The sequence below is a fragment of the Bacillus sp. AY18-3 genome, from assembly GCF_008042305.1.
GTDB lineage: Bacteria > Bacillota > Bacilli > Bacillales > Bacillaceae_G > Bacillus_A > Bacillus_A wiedmannii.
In genome coordinates this window covers 34,148-47,463 of the sequence record NZ_QKQR01000030.1, presented here as the reverse complement: position 1 = coordinate 47,463, position 13,316 = coordinate 34,148, and the positions used below count along the sequence as shown (strand labels likewise).

Sequence of the window (13,316 nt, the reverse complement as noted above, 5' to 3'; positions counted from 1 at the left end):
TTTGTAAAATCGCAACACTATATGAATAGATGGGTAGAAAAGGAGTAGTGACATGGATAATACAAAGGTGCGTGTTGAAAACGTAACAAAAGTATTTGGGAAACACCCGCAAAGAGCGCTGTCTTTATTAAAAGAAGGAAAAAGCAAATCGGAAATTTTGAAAGAGACAGGAATGAACGTTGGTGTAAAAAAGGCAACCTTTGAAGTATATACTGGAGAGATTTTCGTTATTATGGGTTTGTCTGGTAGCGGGAAATCTACGTTAGTTCGGATGTTAAACCAATTAATTAAACCAACAGCGGGGCATATATACATAGATGGTGAAGATATCGCAACGATGGGAAAAGAAGAGTTGCGAAGAGTGAGAAGAACGAAGATGAGTATGGTGTTTCAAAAGTTCGCTTTATTTCCACATCGTACAGTGATACAAAATGTTGCGTACGGGTTAGAAATTCAAGGAGTTCCAGTAGAGGAACGAGAGAATAAAGCGTTAGAATCGCTACAGTTAGTAGGACTTGATCATCATAAAGATAATTATCCAAGTCAACTTAGTGGCGGTATGCAGCAACGTGTTGGAATCGCAAGGGCATTAACAAATAATCCAGATGTATTGTTAATGGATGAGTCATTTAGTGCACTAGACCCACTGATTCGAAAAGAAATGCAAGATGAGCTGTTAGAATTACAAGATAAAATGGAGAAAACAATTATTTTTATTACACATGATTTAGATGAAGCTCTTCGAATTGGAGATCGTATCGCATTAATGAAAGATGGAGAGATTGTCCAAATTGGAACACCGGAAGAAATTATGATGAGTCCTGCCAATGAATTTGTAGAGAAATTCGTAGCGGATGTAAATTTAGGAAAAGTAATCACGGCGGAATCTATATTAAAACGACCGGAGACTTTATTAATTGATCGTGGACCGCGTGTAGCACTTCAAATTATGAGGAACGCTGGCGTTTCTACTGTGTATGTTGTTAACAAAAAGTATGAGTTTTTAGGGATATTAACGGCAGATGATGCGAGTAAAGCCGTTCAAAAACAGTGGACAATTGCTGATTTATTACTTACCGATATCCCGCATGTGTATTTAGATACTTTACTTGAAGAAACGTATGCGAAAATGGCGGAGATGAAATATCCGTTACCAGTAATTGATGAGAAGAAAAGGCTTAGAGGAATTATTAAACGCGAAAGTGTCATTCAAGCTCTTGCAGGTAATATTGAGGAAGAGGTGAAAGACGATGAGTAGTATACCACGTATTCCATTAGGGGAATGGGTCGATTCATTTGTTGCAAGTTTATATGAGCATCTTGAAGGCTTATTCCGAGGATTCTCTTATATTATCGGTGGATTCGTTGATTTACTCACTAATTTTTTAACAATAATACCGGCCATATTGATGATTATTATCCTTTGTTTCCTCATTTGGTACACAACGAGAAAGGTATCTTTAATTATTTTTACACTGATCGGTTTATTATTTATTTTAAATATTAACTACTGGGCACAGACGATGCAAACATTAGCACTTGTACTTACGTCTGTTATTATTTCAATTATTGTAGGAATCCCAATCGGAATTTTAGCTTCTCAAAATGAACGATTCTCAAAATTTTTAAAACCGACATTAGACTTTATGCAAACAATGCCGGCTTTCGTATATCTTATTCCTGCAATTACATTTTTCGGAGTAGGTGTAGTGCCTGGGATTATCGCATCCGTAATCTTTGCAATGCCACCGACAATTCGTTTTACTGACTTAGGAATTAGACAAGTTCCAGAAGATTTAATTGAAGCAGCGAATGCATTTGGCTCTACCGCATCACAAAAATTATTTAAAGTACAATTACCACTCGCAACTGGAACAATCATGGCTGGTGTGAACCAAAGTATAATGCTTTCTTTATCGATGGTAGTAACAGCATCTCTTGTAGGAGCACCAGGTCTTGGAGTTGATGTATACCGTTCTGTAACACAAGTTAATATTGGAATGGGATTTGAAGCCGGACTAGCTATTGTTGTCATTGCGATTATATTAGACCGCATCACACAAGGATTTCATCAAAAAAGAAGATAACAAAAAAACACACTTTATTATACAAAGTGTGTTTTTTGTTTGAATAGATTACATACGAACAATGACAGAACCACCAGGTGGTGCACAAACTTGTTTTTGGTGTTGTTCCATTGATTTAATTAATTGATTATTTTCGTCGATTAATGAGATTAGTTTCGCCAATTGACTTTCAAGACTTGCAATACGCTGCATCATATATTGTGAATCTTGATGCAATGTATTCCTTACGGGATGGGGGGAATATACATATTGTTGATTTATATTTGGATTCCAACGAGGATGCATTTGAATCGTTCCTCCTTAAATGACTTACTGATATTTCTTATAGTAAATGCCTATATATATTTAATGGTTACTTGAAATTTTTCATTATAAAAGGAGTATGTACAGAAAATGGAAAATATTATATGTGAAGTTATAGTGCATTTTTTGGAAATATTCAAGTGAGATAGTGAATATATTAATACATTCAAGTAAATGTATGTTATTTAGGGAGAAATGATGGGAGGAGATGCAATTTTGGCTAAAAATAATAAAAGGAATGATGCCTTGGCAATAGGTGTCGGTATAGGGGTTGTAATCGGTGTATTTCAAGGTTTTTTTACTAATAATTTAGTAATCGGAATTGTGATTGGAATCGTAATTGGGATTGCGTTTTTGAAGAAATAATAAGGTGCAAATTTATTTCAAAAATTGCCGAATTGAAAGAATGAATTTTCGGAATATAAATCCTATTTTTCCTTTTTTTATGATATTATTAATAAAAAGGATGGTGATGGATATGTCAACAAATAATCAAGTAGAACGAAAATGCTTTATTTGCGAGAAACATAATGGAAATATTACAGTTCCAGGTGGAGCTATTTATGAAGATGAACTCGTTTATGTTGGACATGTCCACTGGGATAGTGAAGAAACATACCTTGGTTATGTAATGATAGATATAAAAAGACATATACCTGGTCTTGCTGAACTAACAGATGAGGAAGCGAAAACGTTCGGACTTATAACAAGTAGAGTAAGTAAAGCGTTAAAAGAAAGCGAAGGTGCAGAGCATATTTACACTTTTGTTTCAGGAAATGGTGTACCACATATGCACATGCACATCATACCGCGTTATCCAAATACACCCAAAGAATTTTGGTCACCAACTGAAGTAGCGAAATGGACTGATGCGCCATATGGTGACGAAGAGAAAATTAAAAAAATATGTGAAAGAATACGAAAGTATATGGTAAATGAGTATGCATACAACAAATAATAGACAATATTCATGGGTTGGAAATACAGAAATGTGTTTAGGAGAAATTTCAGTTAAACAATATGGTGACGTTGTACTTGGAAAATACGGTGGGAATATAAGCGCCGGAGCAAAAAAGAACGAAGATGGTGCGTTAGTTTGGTCAAATGGTGATTGGGAATTTGCAGCTATTTTAGATGGACATAATAGTGCGGAAAGTGTTGATTTAGTAGTAAATACAATCCAAAAAGAATATGAAAATATAAAAGTAATGATGAATGAATCGATTGATACAGTATTTCGATCTGTTGAAAATCATCTACTTACAATCTTTCAATCCCTCTCATTTAAAGAAAAGTGCAAAAGAGTAAAAGGGGAAACAGCGTGCTTAATATGTGTAAGAAAAGAAAACTACATATGGTGGTTATCTATTGGTGATTGTTTAGTTTATGTATTTCATGAAGAGTTACATAAGTTAGGACAATATGCATTAAATCAACGTCATTTTTACGAATGGATTGGAAATATAAACACATTTAATTTACCAGTCCCTTGCTATTCAACAGGAATTCGTGAATTACGTGCTGGAAAGAATCGAATTGTAATAGTCACAGATGGGGTATTAGAATGCGGGGAACGTCATTATGAAACACCATTGAATCTGTATAATGATATGAACGGAAGTAATGTAGAACTAAAAGAAAATGTTCATAATGTTTTAGAACACGTTCATCAGCAATTAGGGAGAGATAGTGCGACTATTATTAGTTGGGACGTAGAGAACAAAATGAGTACTACGTATCCGAGTGATCAGCCGGAGAAAATCCAGACGATAAGATAAAGGAGGTGATCTCTCTAATGCATGTGAAAGTAATTGTATTAGTTTTATGGATCATATTCTTATTTGTTTTAGAAAATATAGTGAGAAAAAGGCTAAATATACCGAAACAAAAAGGATGGAATAATAAATATGTAAATAAGCTGCATAAATGGGGAAACAGGATTATTATTTTTTCGTATATAGTAGTTATAATTATATGTTCTTCTCTTTCGAACCCTCTATACATGGGCTTCCTACCCTTTCTGTTTTTAATTACGTTGTATAGTTTCGAATCATATATGGAATGGAAATATGATAGAGAATCAAGGGAGTTTTTGATGTCCTTAGGCGGAGTTGTATCACTATTGATAACGGGGATAATTCTATATTTCCTTATTTAATACGTATTGATTAAGACACTATGGCAATATCACAAAATGAGCAATTATAGGGAGAGAAGAAATGAAAAGTCCTCGATTACGTGCTGAAGTAATGATTTTAAATGAAGATCATTCTAACGTACTTGTACAATGTGATTTAAGAGAAACATTTTATCGTTTTCCAGGAGGTTACATTGAATTTGGTGAAACAGCAAAAGAAGCAATAGTAAGAGAATTAATAGAAGAATACAATTTGAAGATTGATGTTCAAGAATTGGCCGTAGTAAATGAACATATTTTCGAGTGGGACAACGAAAAAGGACATCATTGTACATTGATACATAGGGGAATTGTTAAAGACAGGGTAATAAATGAAATTAGACATAAGGAATATGAGGATATTATATTAATTTGGAAAGGTATAAATGAATTAAAGGAGAGGTCCACATATCCTGAAGGAATTGTAAGTTATTCAGAAGAGAATAAACGTAATATAGTCCACTCTATTTCTAAAAATAAATAAAGTAATAAGAGGGGGGGATAACAATGGGTATTTCTACAATCTTGATTATTATTATTGGACTGGCTATAGGTGGTTACTTTTTAGAACAGTGTTTAAGAATAAAATTAAATATGGAGAAAAGAGGCTTCTTCGGATATAAGCATGTGAATAGTTTACATGTAAAAATAGAAATAGGACTTATTATTATTTATATAATAGGTAGTTGTTATTATATGTTTAAATTTGAAAACTCTAAAATGGCTTATGTCATGTTCATTTATTTAGGGATATCATCGACTTTAAGAGCATGGATGGAATGGAAGTATGATAGAGAATCAAAAGAATATATACTCTCGATAACGGGAATGGTTGCATTTATATTGATGCTCTCAATACTAGTTTATTTCGTTCCACCTGCTGCATAATAAGGTGATTATTGATGGTACAAATCAAGAGTTAACTAATAAATAAGAAACCATTGAGTAGTAAATGGTTTCTTATTTAAATTTATCATTTATTTTAGCTATAATAGATGTAACGAAATTTGTTTTATCCTCAGCATATTTATGTTTATCATTAGGATTAGCTTGTGAAAGTTGAATCTTTAACTGTTCATACTGTATACGAGAAGTCTTATTGTTTATTAAGTAATCTCTGAATTGTAATTGTTCTATTAAATATGTATTTCCTTGTTCATACATATGAATTTGATGAGTTCGTGGTTCTCCTTTATTAAAATAATATCGTTCAGGTAGTACATCTTTTCTATATTTATAGTTTAGCAGTTCTAACTTTTTAATACATGTTAAACCGTCCGTATAATCTTCTAATTCGATTGCAATATCAATAATTGGCTTTGCACTTAAATGTGGAATAGAGGTACTACCAATATGGTGTATTGCTAAAATATGTTCGTCAATTTGTTCCTCAATGAATTGTTTCTCTTTCATAAATTCAATTTCCCATTGTTCAGTCCACGGAACTAAAAACACTTTTCCATACGGTAAACCTAACATTTAATTAGCACCTCTTTCAAAATGTTTATCAAAAAAGTTAACTACATTTTCTTAAAGGTTCTCAATACAAGGTATTCCCACAATCTCCAAGGAAGAATCCTCTTCGCAAAGATCATAAATTTTACACCTTTTCCAATTGGATATCGTAAATTCGTACGCTTAGATTCAGCAATTTCTACAATTTTATTAGAAACATCTATCGGATTACCAAATGTATCGCTGCCGCTATTAATATGTTTTTGTATTTTATCCATATATTCTTTGTAAGGAGAAGTAGTTTCAGATTGGTTTGTAGCTAGTTGTTTACCCACTTCCCATATATTTGTGTTATAAGAACCTGGTTCCACTAATACAACATCTATTCCGAACGGTTTTACTTCTAAACGAAGTGATTCACTCCAGCCTTCTAACGCATATTTTGAAGAAACGTAAGGAGATAGACCAGGGAATCCAACTTGACCACTAATGCTGCTTATATTTATGATTTTTCCACTTTTTTGTTCTCTCATATAAGGTAATACAAGTTGAGTAATTGATATAGCTCCAAAAAGGTTCGTTTCAAATTGTTTACGGTATTCCTCTACTGGAATTTCTTCTACAAAGCCCCCATTTGCATATCCTGCGTTATTAATAAGTAGATCTACTCTATTTATTTCTTTTATATATAATTGAAAGTTATGTATAGAGTTTTGATCGGTTACATCTAATTGTTGAACTGTTATGTTTTGTTGTAAGTTCAGTTTAGTAGCTTGAGACATTAAATCTTCTTGTTTATTAAGGTTTCGCATTGTAGCTATGACTAAATAGTCTTTTTTCGCAAGCTCAAGTGTTGTTAAAAGACCGAAACCACGTGAAGCCCCGGTTATAACTGCGATTTTTTTATCCATTTTCGGCCAGCTTTCTTTTTCTTTTATCATAACGAGTTATGATAAGAAAATCTATTATTCTTACATTCGTATTGAGAGCAATACCCGTTAATTCTATATTCTATGGGATTTTTAAAAAAGGGAATTATAAAGACTCAGCGTATATAGAGAAGTGAGTATGAATATGTTAATGAAATGAGGGAAAAAAATGGCCCATGTGAAAGATGTTTTAGCAGATCAATTATTAGCAAATGCAAACGATCCTAGTTGGTATATTCCATTTTCAGATGCAGTGAAAGATCTACCTGAGAGAGAAGCTTTCTGGAAACCGAATGAAGAGAGTAATAGTATAGCTGAAATTGTACAACATTTACTGTATTGGAATTCAACGTGGCAAACTAGGTACAAAGAATCGAATGTGGATGCCGTGCCCGCTATTGGTGATAATAACAAAAGTTTTATGCTTTCAAATAATCAAACCTTCGATGAGTTAAGAGAAAAACTACTAGAGAAACTGTTACAATGGCAAAAGCTTATAAATGAAGAGAAGGTTGAAAGTGATGTAGTTGGATTTCCTGTTTCTGCAAAGTGGTGGGAAATATTAGCAAATGTAACAACTCATAACGCTTATCATATTGGTCAAATTATTTACATCCGGAAGTTACAGAAGAGTTTTGATAATGAATAAGATAATCATTCTAACATTAAGTGAACAAAAGTGGACAAAACGAGACATATGTCTCATTTTGTCCACTTTTTTATTTCTAAAGGAAAGAGAAAACCGATGAAATCAATGATTAGAATTTGGCACAGTACTTGCAATATAAAAGATGAACAAGAAAATAGGAGGGCTGGACATGTTAAAAACAACTGAAAGTAAAGGGAATGAAATTACGAAAGAACAAGCTCGTTGGATGTATGGAAAAATGTTAGAGATTCGTAAGTTTGAAGATAAGGTGCATGAATTATTCGCCCAAGGCGTTCTGCCAGGTTTCGTTCATTTATACGCAGGTGAAGAAGCGGTAGCAGTTGGTGTATGTGCCCACTTAACGGATCGTGACAGTATTACAAGTACGCATAGAGGACATGGACATTGTATCGCAAAAGGCTGTGATTTAAACGGGATGATGGCTGAACTTTTTGGGAAAGTGACAGGGTTATGTAAAGGTAAAGGCGGTTCCATGCATATTGCCGATTTAAATAAAGGAATGCTTGGTGCAAATGGGATTGTAGGCGGAGGTTTTCCACTTGCTTGCGGCTCAGCATTAACAGCTAAATATAAAGGAACGAAAGATGTGAGTGTTTGCTTCTTCGGTGACGGAGCAAATAATGAAGGGACATTTCACGAAGGGGTTAACTTAGCAGCGATTTGGAAGTTACCAGTTATTTTTATCGCTGAAAATAACGGTTACGGTGAAGCAACGACATTTGAATATGCGTCAAGTTGTGATTCCATTGCAGATCGAGCAAAAGCTTACAATATTCCAGGTGTTCAAGTGGATGGAAAAGATTTACTTGCAGTATATAAAGCCGCGGAAGAAGCAGTAGAACGTGCGCGTAATGGTGGTGGTCCAACAATAATTGAATGTATGACATATCGCAATTACGGTCATTTCGAAGGTGAAGCACAAACGTATAAAACTTCAGAAGAAAAAGAAGAACATTTAAATGAAAAAGATGCGATTGTGAATTTCCGTAAGCATTTAATTCATGAAGCGCTATTAACTGAATCTGAACTTGTCGATATGGAAAAGGCAGTAGATGAAGCAGTGCAAAGATCAATTGAATTTAGTGAAAATAGTCCATATCCAGAGGATGAAGAATTATTAAAAGATGTATACGTTTCTTACAAATAAGAGGAGGGTGAAAAATAATGACTAGAACAGTAAGTATGTCAACTGCAATTAATGAAGCGATGAAAATATCAATGCGTCGTGATGAAAATGTAATTTTAATCGGAGAAGATGTTGCAGGCGGTGCACAAGTTGATCACTTGCAAGACGATGAAGCATGGGGCGGTGTGCTTGGTGTTACGAAAGGCCTTGTACAAGAATTTGGTCGAAATCGTATTTTAGATACACCTATTTCAGAAGCGGGTTATATGGGAGCGGCGATGGCAGCTGCTGCAACAGGATTACGTCCGATTGCTGAATTAATGTTTAATGATTTTATCGGTAGTTGTCTTGATCAAGTATTAAACCAAGGCGCAAAGTTCCGCTACATGTTCGGTGGTAAAGCGAAAGTGCCAGTTACAGTACGTACGATGCATGGTGCTGGTTTTAGCGCAGCGGCACAGCATTCACAAAGTTTATATGCGTTATTTACGAGCATTCCAGGTATAAAAGTTGTCGTTCCTTCTACTCCGTATGACGCAAAAGGCTTATTATTAGCAGCAATTGAAGATGACGATCCAGTTATCTTCTTTGAAGATAAAACACTTTACAATATGAAAGGCGAAGTACCAGAAGAATACTATACAATTCCATTAGGGAAAGCAGATATTAAACGTGAAGGTTCTGATGTAACAATCGTCGCAATTGGAAAACAAGTTCATACAGCACTTGCAGCTGCTGAGCAATTATCGAAAAAGGGACTTGAAGTAGAAGTAATTGATCCACGTTCTTTATCACCACTGGATGAAGATACGATTTTAGCATCTGTTGAAAAAACGAATCGCCTAATTGTTATTGACGAAGCAAATCCAAGATGTAGTATCGCAACGGATATTGCAGCAATTGTAGCGGATAAAGGATTCGATTTGTTAGATGCACCTATTAAACGAATTACAGCACCACATACACCAGTTCCGTTCTCACCACCACTTGAAAAGTTATATTTACCAACGCCGGAGAAAGTAATTGAAACTGTATCAGAAATGATCGGAGACCAATCTTTATTACATGTGTAATGAAACGATGAGAAGGGAGAGAGAAACATGGCTGTAGAAGTTGTAATGCCAAAGTTAGGTATGGCGATGAAAGAAGGTATTATTACGAGCTGGAATATTAAAGCAGGTGATAATGTAGAAAAAGGTGAACTAATTGCTAGCATTAACTCGGAAAAAATCGAAACTGAAATAGAAGCACCGGCTGATGGAACTGTTCTTGATATAGCTGTAAGTGAAGATGAGGGAGTGCCGCCGGGTACTGTAATTTGCTATATCGGTAAGCCGAACGAAATAGTAGAAGTCTATGAAAATACAAATGTTGTAGAAGAAAAAACACCTAATGCAGAACCTAAAAATATACAACATCCAGAACCATATGCGAAAGAAGTAGCGAAGCAAAGAATCAAAATATCTCCGGTTGCGAAAAAGATTGCAAAAACTGAAAATCTTGATATTAGATCATTAATTGGTACAGGACCTGGAGGAAGAATTACAAAGGTAGATGTTTTAAAGGCACTTGAGGAAAGAGTTGCAATTCCAGAAGTACTTGAACAAGAAGAAAGTAAAGTCATTCCTGTGACTGGTATGAGGAAAGCAATCGCAAACCGTATGCATGCAAGCCTACAAAATAGTGCGCAATTAACATTAACGATGAAAGTAGATGTGACAGATTTAGTAGCTTTACATAAAGACATAGTGGAAGTTGTACAAAAACGATACGATAACAAACTAACCATTACGGATTTCGTTTCTCGCGCTGTTGTATTAGCACTTGCGGAGCATAAAGAAATGAACAGCGCTTATATAGATGATGCAATTCATCAATTTGAACATGTTCATTTAGGCATGGCAGTCGCGTTAGAAAAAGGATTAGTCGTTCCAGCTATTCGCTTTGCTAATAATTTATCTTTAGTAGAGTTATCTAAAGAAATTAAAATTGTGGCACAAAAAGCAAGAGAAGGTAGTTTAAGTAGTGATGATATGCAAGGGACAACCTTTACAATTAGTAATTTAGGTAGCTTTGGGATTGAATATTTCACACCAGTATTAAATACACCTGAAACTGGTATTTTAGGTATTGGTGCAATTGAACACGTTCCAGTATATAAAGGGAAAAAATTTAAAAAAGGAAGTATATTACCTTTAAGTTTAACTTTCGATCATCGTGTACTAGACGGCGCACCAGCAGCTGCATTTTTACGTACAATTAAACGTTATTTAGAAGAACCTGTAACAATTCTTTTATAAAGAGAAGGTGAGAGAATGAATAAATTAGTCGTTATTGGAGGCGGACCTGCTGGCTATGTAGCGGCAATTACCGCGGCTCAAAATGGGAAAGATGTCACTCTTATTGATGAAGCTGATCTTGGCGGGACTTGTTTAAATGTTGGTTGCATGCCTACAAAATCATTGTTAGAAAGTGCGGAAGTGCATGACATTGTGAGAAAAGCGAATAATTACGGAGTTACGCTTAACAAAGGAAGTATATCAATTGATTGGAAGCAAATACAGGCGAGGAAATCACAGATCGTAACGCAGCTTGTCCAAGGAATTCAATATTTAATGAAGAAAAATAAAATAAAAGTTATACAAGGTAAAGCGAAATTTGAAACGGATCACCGTGTACGAGTTACACACGGTGATAAAGTAGATGTAGTAGATGGAGACCAGTTCATTATAGCAACAGGTTCAGAACCGACTGAATTACCTTTTGCTCCATTTGATGGGAAGTGGATTTTAAATAGTAGCCATGCAATGTCCCTAGAAAATATACCGAGATCATTATTAATCGTTGGCGGTGGTGTAATAGGTTGCGAGTTTGCAAGTATTTATAGTCGTCTTGGAACAAAAGTTACGATTGTTGAAATGGCACCGCAATTATTACATGGTGAAGATGAAGATATCGCACATATTTTAAGAGATAAACTAGAAAATGATGGCGTAGAAATATTTACAGGAGCTGCTTTAAAAGGATTAAATAATTATAAGAAGCAAGCTTCATTTGAATATGAAGGAAGTATCCAAGAAGCCAATCCGGAATATGTTCTCGTTTCTGTCGGCCGAAAACCACGTGTACAAAAATTAGATTTAGAAAAAGCAGGTGTTCAATTTTCAAATAAAGGAATTTCTGTGAATGAACATATGCAAACAAATGTATCACATATTTACGCAGCAGGTGATGTGATTGGTGGAATACAACTTGCTCACGTTGCTTTCCATGAAGGAACGACAGCAGCGTTACATATGAGTGGAGAAGATGTGAAAGTTAACTATCATGCAGTACCTCGATGTATATACACATCCCCAGAAATCGCAAGTGTTGGTTTAAACGAAAAAGATGCAAGAGAACAATACGGTGATATTCTTATAGGAGAATTTCCTTTTACAGCGAACGGAAAAGCGCTTATTATTGGAGAACAAACGGGTAAAGTAAAAGTTATCGTGGAACCTAAATATCAAGAAATTGTTGGGATTTCTATTATCGGTCCTCGTGCAACCGAACTAATCGGACAAGGAACTGTAATGATTCATACAGAAGTTACCGCTGATATTATGAGAGATTATATTGCAGCGCATCCAACTTTATCTGAAGCGATTCATGAAGCATTATTACAAGCTGTAGGGCATGCTGTACATGCTTAAATAGAAAATTAATAAACCACTATTCTCTAAATGAATAAGAGAATAGTGGTTTGAATTTTTACAGGGAAAATTGAATATCTTATTATTTTTTTACGTCAATCGCTGAAGTAATATCGTTCCAATCAGCAGCTAAATTAGCAGTTTTACCGTACCAATCAGCATGTTTGAATACAACACCTTTTCCATAGCCTTGTGTTGAAGTATGCTCCCAAAGTGTCGTTGAATAACTTGCTGAAGGCGATGCTGTACTTACAGAAGAAATTCTGTCATTCCAGCTAGAAGGTAAGTTTTTAAAACCGCTGCTCCAGTAAATATATTGGCCACCTTTATCTTTATGTTCATAAAAATCAGTACTACCAGCACCGCTACCTAAAGGATTAATTTTATTTTTAAGTACTTTTTTATCCTTTTCAATATAAGCATCTAATGTTTCGCGGCTAGTAAAACCGTAAGCTAACCAATCTCCATTTTCATTTTGCTCTGGTAATACCATAGTAATTTGGATATCTTTCTTGTCCTGATCACTTAATTTTGTAAGTGAATTAACATCCTGTTCATCCACTTTTAAATAATCAAAAGACTTAATTGTGTTAGCTTTTTCTTCAGCACTTGCTACTCCAAGTCCTCCAGTGAATGCAAATCCCGCTACTAGTGTACCTGCTACTAATTTCTTCAACATATAACCATCCCTTTTTGTTTAGATTTTGTACAGGTGAAACTTTGTACTAGTAAAATGTATTCTAATTATAAACTATTGTAAATATTCTGAAGTTTTAGAAATAAAAGGCGGAATATTTATAGTTTTGCATTTTTTCTTTAGAAAAAATAGTTATTGGAATGATATAATAAATAGATGTATTGCTTTTGTGGGATGT

At 34.7% G+C, this 13,316-nt stretch carries 17 protein-coding genes; 13 read left to right on the top strand and 4 right to left on the bottom strand.

All coding sequences use genetic code 11. The annotated features are described in order from the left end of the window. The first annotated feature begins 52 nt into the window (after positions 1-52). Positions 53-1,258, top strand: a complete 1,206-nt coding sequence (locus tag DM800_RS22855) for a quaternary amine ABC transporter ATP-binding protein (RefSeq protein WP_147787645.1) — start codon at positions 53-55, stop codon at positions 1,256-1,258. Next, positions 1,251-2,087, top strand: coding sequence for an ABC transporter permease (locus DM800_RS22850; RefSeq protein WP_000095064.1), 837 nt, complete (start codon positions 1,251-1,253; stop codon positions 2,085-2,087). Before DM800_RS22855 ends, DM800_RS22850 begins: the two co-directional genes overlap by 8 nt. 48 nt (positions 2,088-2,135) lie before the next feature. Here DM800_RS22850 and DM800_RS22845 read toward each other — a convergent pair whose 3' ends face one another. Then, positions 2,136-2,372: a hypothetical protein gene (locus DM800_RS22845; RefSeq protein WP_147787644.1), complete on the bottom strand. Its 237-nt coding sequence runs from the start codon at positions 2,370-2,372 to the stop codon at positions 2,136-2,138. A gap of 216 nt (positions 2,373-2,588) precedes the next feature. On the opposite strand from DM800_RS22845, the gene DM800_RS22840 reads away from it, so the two are divergent. The 6 genes from DM800_RS22840 to DM800_RS22815 all read left to right on the top strand — a co-directional run bounded on the left by DM800_RS22840 (position 2,589) and on the right by DM800_RS22815 (position 5,454). Next, the gene (locus tag DM800_RS22840) at positions 2,589-2,756 is read left to right on the top strand and encodes a glycine zipper domain-containing protein (protein WP_048547350.1); all 168 of its coding nucleotides are present in this window, start codon (positions 2,589-2,591) and stop codon (positions 2,754-2,756) included. Between the two features lie 40 nt (positions 2,757-2,796). Further along, a complete protein-coding gene (locus DM800_RS22835) occupies positions 2,797-3,348 on the top strand; it encodes an HIT family protein (protein WP_147787799.1) in 552 nt (183 codons plus the stop codon). Continuing rightward, entirely contained in the window at positions 3,326-4,168 is an 843-nt protein-coding gene (locus tag DM800_RS22830; RefSeq protein WP_137035753.1) for a PP2C family serine/threonine-protein phosphatase, read from the top strand. The genes DM800_RS22835 and DM800_RS22830 overlap by 23 nt, the downstream gene beginning before the upstream one ends. Positions 4,169-4,185: 17 nt before the next feature. Further along, entirely contained in the window at positions 4,186-4,548 is a 363-nt protein-coding gene (locus DM800_RS22825) for a DUF4181 domain-containing protein (protein WP_000558206.1), read from the top strand. Between the two features lie 61 nt (positions 4,549-4,609). Beyond that, complete coding sequence (locus DM800_RS22820; RefSeq protein ID WP_147787643.1) at positions 4,610-5,050, top strand: NUDIX domain-containing protein; 441 nt, start codon at positions 4,610-4,612, stop codon at positions 5,048-5,050. A 23-nt stretch (positions 5,051-5,073) separates the two neighbouring features. Beyond that, the gene (locus tag DM800_RS22815) at positions 5,074-5,454 is read left to right on the top strand and encodes a DUF4181 domain-containing protein (RefSeq protein WP_060486726.1); all 381 of its coding nucleotides are present in this window, start codon (positions 5,074-5,076) and stop codon (positions 5,452-5,454) included. Positions 5,455-5,526: 72 nt separating this feature from the next. Here DM800_RS22815 and DM800_RS22810 read toward each other — a convergent pair whose 3' ends face one another. Both DM800_RS22810 and DM800_RS22805 read right to left on the bottom strand, forming a co-directional pair. After that, positions 5,527-6,045 carry a GrpB family protein gene (locus DM800_RS22810; protein WP_147787642.1) on the bottom strand — a complete coding sequence of 173 codons (519 nt, stop codon included), beginning with the start codon at positions 6,043-6,045 and terminating at the stop codon, positions 5,527-5,529. A gap of 41 nt (positions 6,046-6,086) precedes the next feature. Continuing rightward, positions 6,087-6,932: an oxidoreductase gene (locus DM800_RS22805; protein ID WP_218943203.1), complete on the bottom strand. Its 846-nt coding sequence runs from the start codon at positions 6,930-6,932 to the stop codon at positions 6,087-6,089. Positions 6,933-7,119: 187 nt separating this feature from the next. On the opposite strand from DM800_RS22805, the gene DM800_RS22800 reads away from it, so the two are divergent. The 5 genes from DM800_RS22800 (at position 7,120) to lpdA (ending at position 12,441) form a co-directional block, all read left to right on the top strand. Continuing rightward, positions 7,120-7,599, top strand: a complete 480-nt coding sequence (locus tag DM800_RS22800) for a DinB family protein (protein ID WP_060486729.1) — start codon at positions 7,120-7,122, stop codon at positions 7,597-7,599. Between the two features lie 169 nt (positions 7,600-7,768). Then, positions 7,769-8,767 (top strand): acetoin:2,6-dichlorophenolindophenol oxidoreductase subunit alpha, encoded by a 999-nt coding sequence (gene acoA, locus DM800_RS22795; protein ID WP_147787640.1) that lies wholly within the window; start codon positions 7,769-7,771, stop codon positions 8,765-8,767. A gap of 17 nt (positions 8,768-8,784) precedes the next feature. Beyond that, the gene (gene acoB / locus DM800_RS22790) at positions 8,785-9,819 is read left to right on the top strand and encodes an acetoin:2,6-dichlorophenolindophenol oxidoreductase subunit beta (RefSeq protein ID WP_147787639.1); all 1,035 of its coding nucleotides are present in this window, start codon (positions 8,785-8,787) and stop codon (positions 9,817-9,819) included. A gap of 27 nt (positions 9,820-9,846) precedes the next feature. Then, a complete protein-coding gene (locus tag DM800_RS22785; RefSeq protein WP_147787638.1) occupies positions 9,847-11,046 on the top strand; it encodes a dihydrolipoamide acetyltransferase family protein in 1,200 nt (399 codons plus the stop codon). Positions 11,047-11,061: 15 nt separating this feature from the next. Then, on the top strand, positions 11,062-12,441 hold the full coding sequence (lpdA, locus tag DM800_RS22780) for a dihydrolipoyl dehydrogenase (protein WP_147787637.1): 1,380 nt from the start codon (positions 11,062-11,064) through the stop codon (positions 12,439-12,441). An 82-nt stretch (positions 12,442-12,523) separates the two neighbouring features. Here the strand turns inward: lpdA and DM800_RS22775 are convergent, their stop codons facing one another. Then, on the bottom strand, positions 12,524-13,120 hold the full coding sequence (locus DM800_RS22775) for a hypothetical protein (RefSeq protein WP_088063671.1): 597 nt from the start codon (positions 13,118-13,120) through the stop codon (positions 12,524-12,526). Between the last annotated feature and the right edge of the window lie 196 nt (positions 13,121-13,316).

Bases quoted from the DNA above. Each gene is read 5' to 3' on its own strand.
- DM800_RS22855 (WP_147787645.1), top strand. From the start codon at position 53: ATGGATAATACAAAGGTGCGTGTTGAAAACGTAACAAAAGTATTTGGG.
- DM800_RS22850 (WP_000095064.1), top strand. From the start codon at position 1,251: ATGAGTAGTATACCACGTATTCCATTAGGGGAATGGGTCGATTCATTT.
- DM800_RS22845 (WP_147787644.1), bottom strand. From the start codon at position 2,372: ATGCATCCTCGTTGGAATCCAAATATAAATCAACAATATGTATATTCC.
- DM800_RS22840 (WP_048547350.1), top strand. From the start codon at position 2,589: ATGGGAGGAGATGCAATTTTGGCTAAAAATAATAAAAGGAATGATGCC.
- DM800_RS22835 (WP_147787799.1), top strand. From the start codon at position 2,797: ATGAATTTTCGGAATATAAATCCTATTTTTCCTTTTTTTATGATATTA.
- DM800_RS22830 (WP_137035753.1), top strand. From the start codon at position 3,326: ATGAGTATGCATACAACAAATAATAGACAATATTCATGGGTTGGAAAT.
- DM800_RS22825 (WP_000558206.1), top strand. From the start codon at position 4,186: ATGCATGTGAAAGTAATTGTATTAGTTTTATGGATCATATTCTTATTT.
- DM800_RS22820 (WP_147787643.1), top strand. From the start codon at position 4,610: ATGAAAAGTCCTCGATTACGTGCTGAAGTAATGATTTTAAATGAAGAT.
- DM800_RS22815 (WP_060486726.1), top strand. From the start codon at position 5,074: ATGGGTATTTCTACAATCTTGATTATTATTATTGGACTGGCTATAGGT.
- DM800_RS22810 (WP_147787642.1), bottom strand. From the start codon at position 6,045: ATGTTAGGTTTACCGTATGGAAAAGTGTTTTTAGTTCCGTGGACTGAA.
- DM800_RS22805 (WP_218943203.1), bottom strand. From the start codon at position 6,932: ATGGATAAAAAAATCGCAGTTATAACCGGGGCTTCACGTGGTTTCGGT.
- DM800_RS22800 (WP_060486729.1), top strand. From the start codon at position 7,120: ATGGCCCATGTGAAAGATGTTTTAGCAGATCAATTATTAGCAAATGCA.
- acoA (WP_147787640.1), top strand. From the start codon at position 7,769: ATGTTAAAAACAACTGAAAGTAAAGGGAATGAAATTACGAAAGAACAA.
- acoB (WP_147787639.1), top strand. From the start codon at position 8,785: ATGACTAGAACAGTAAGTATGTCAACTGCAATTAATGAAGCGATGAAA.
- DM800_RS22785 (WP_147787638.1), top strand. From the start codon at position 9,847: ATGGCTGTAGAAGTTGTAATGCCAAAGTTAGGTATGGCGATGAAAGAA.
- lpdA (WP_147787637.1), top strand. From the start codon at position 11,062: ATGAATAAATTAGTCGTTATTGGAGGCGGACCTGCTGGCTATGTAGCG.
- DM800_RS22775 (WP_088063671.1), bottom strand. From the start codon at position 13,120: ATGTTGAAGAAATTAGTAGCAGGTACACTAGTAGCGGGATTTGCATTC.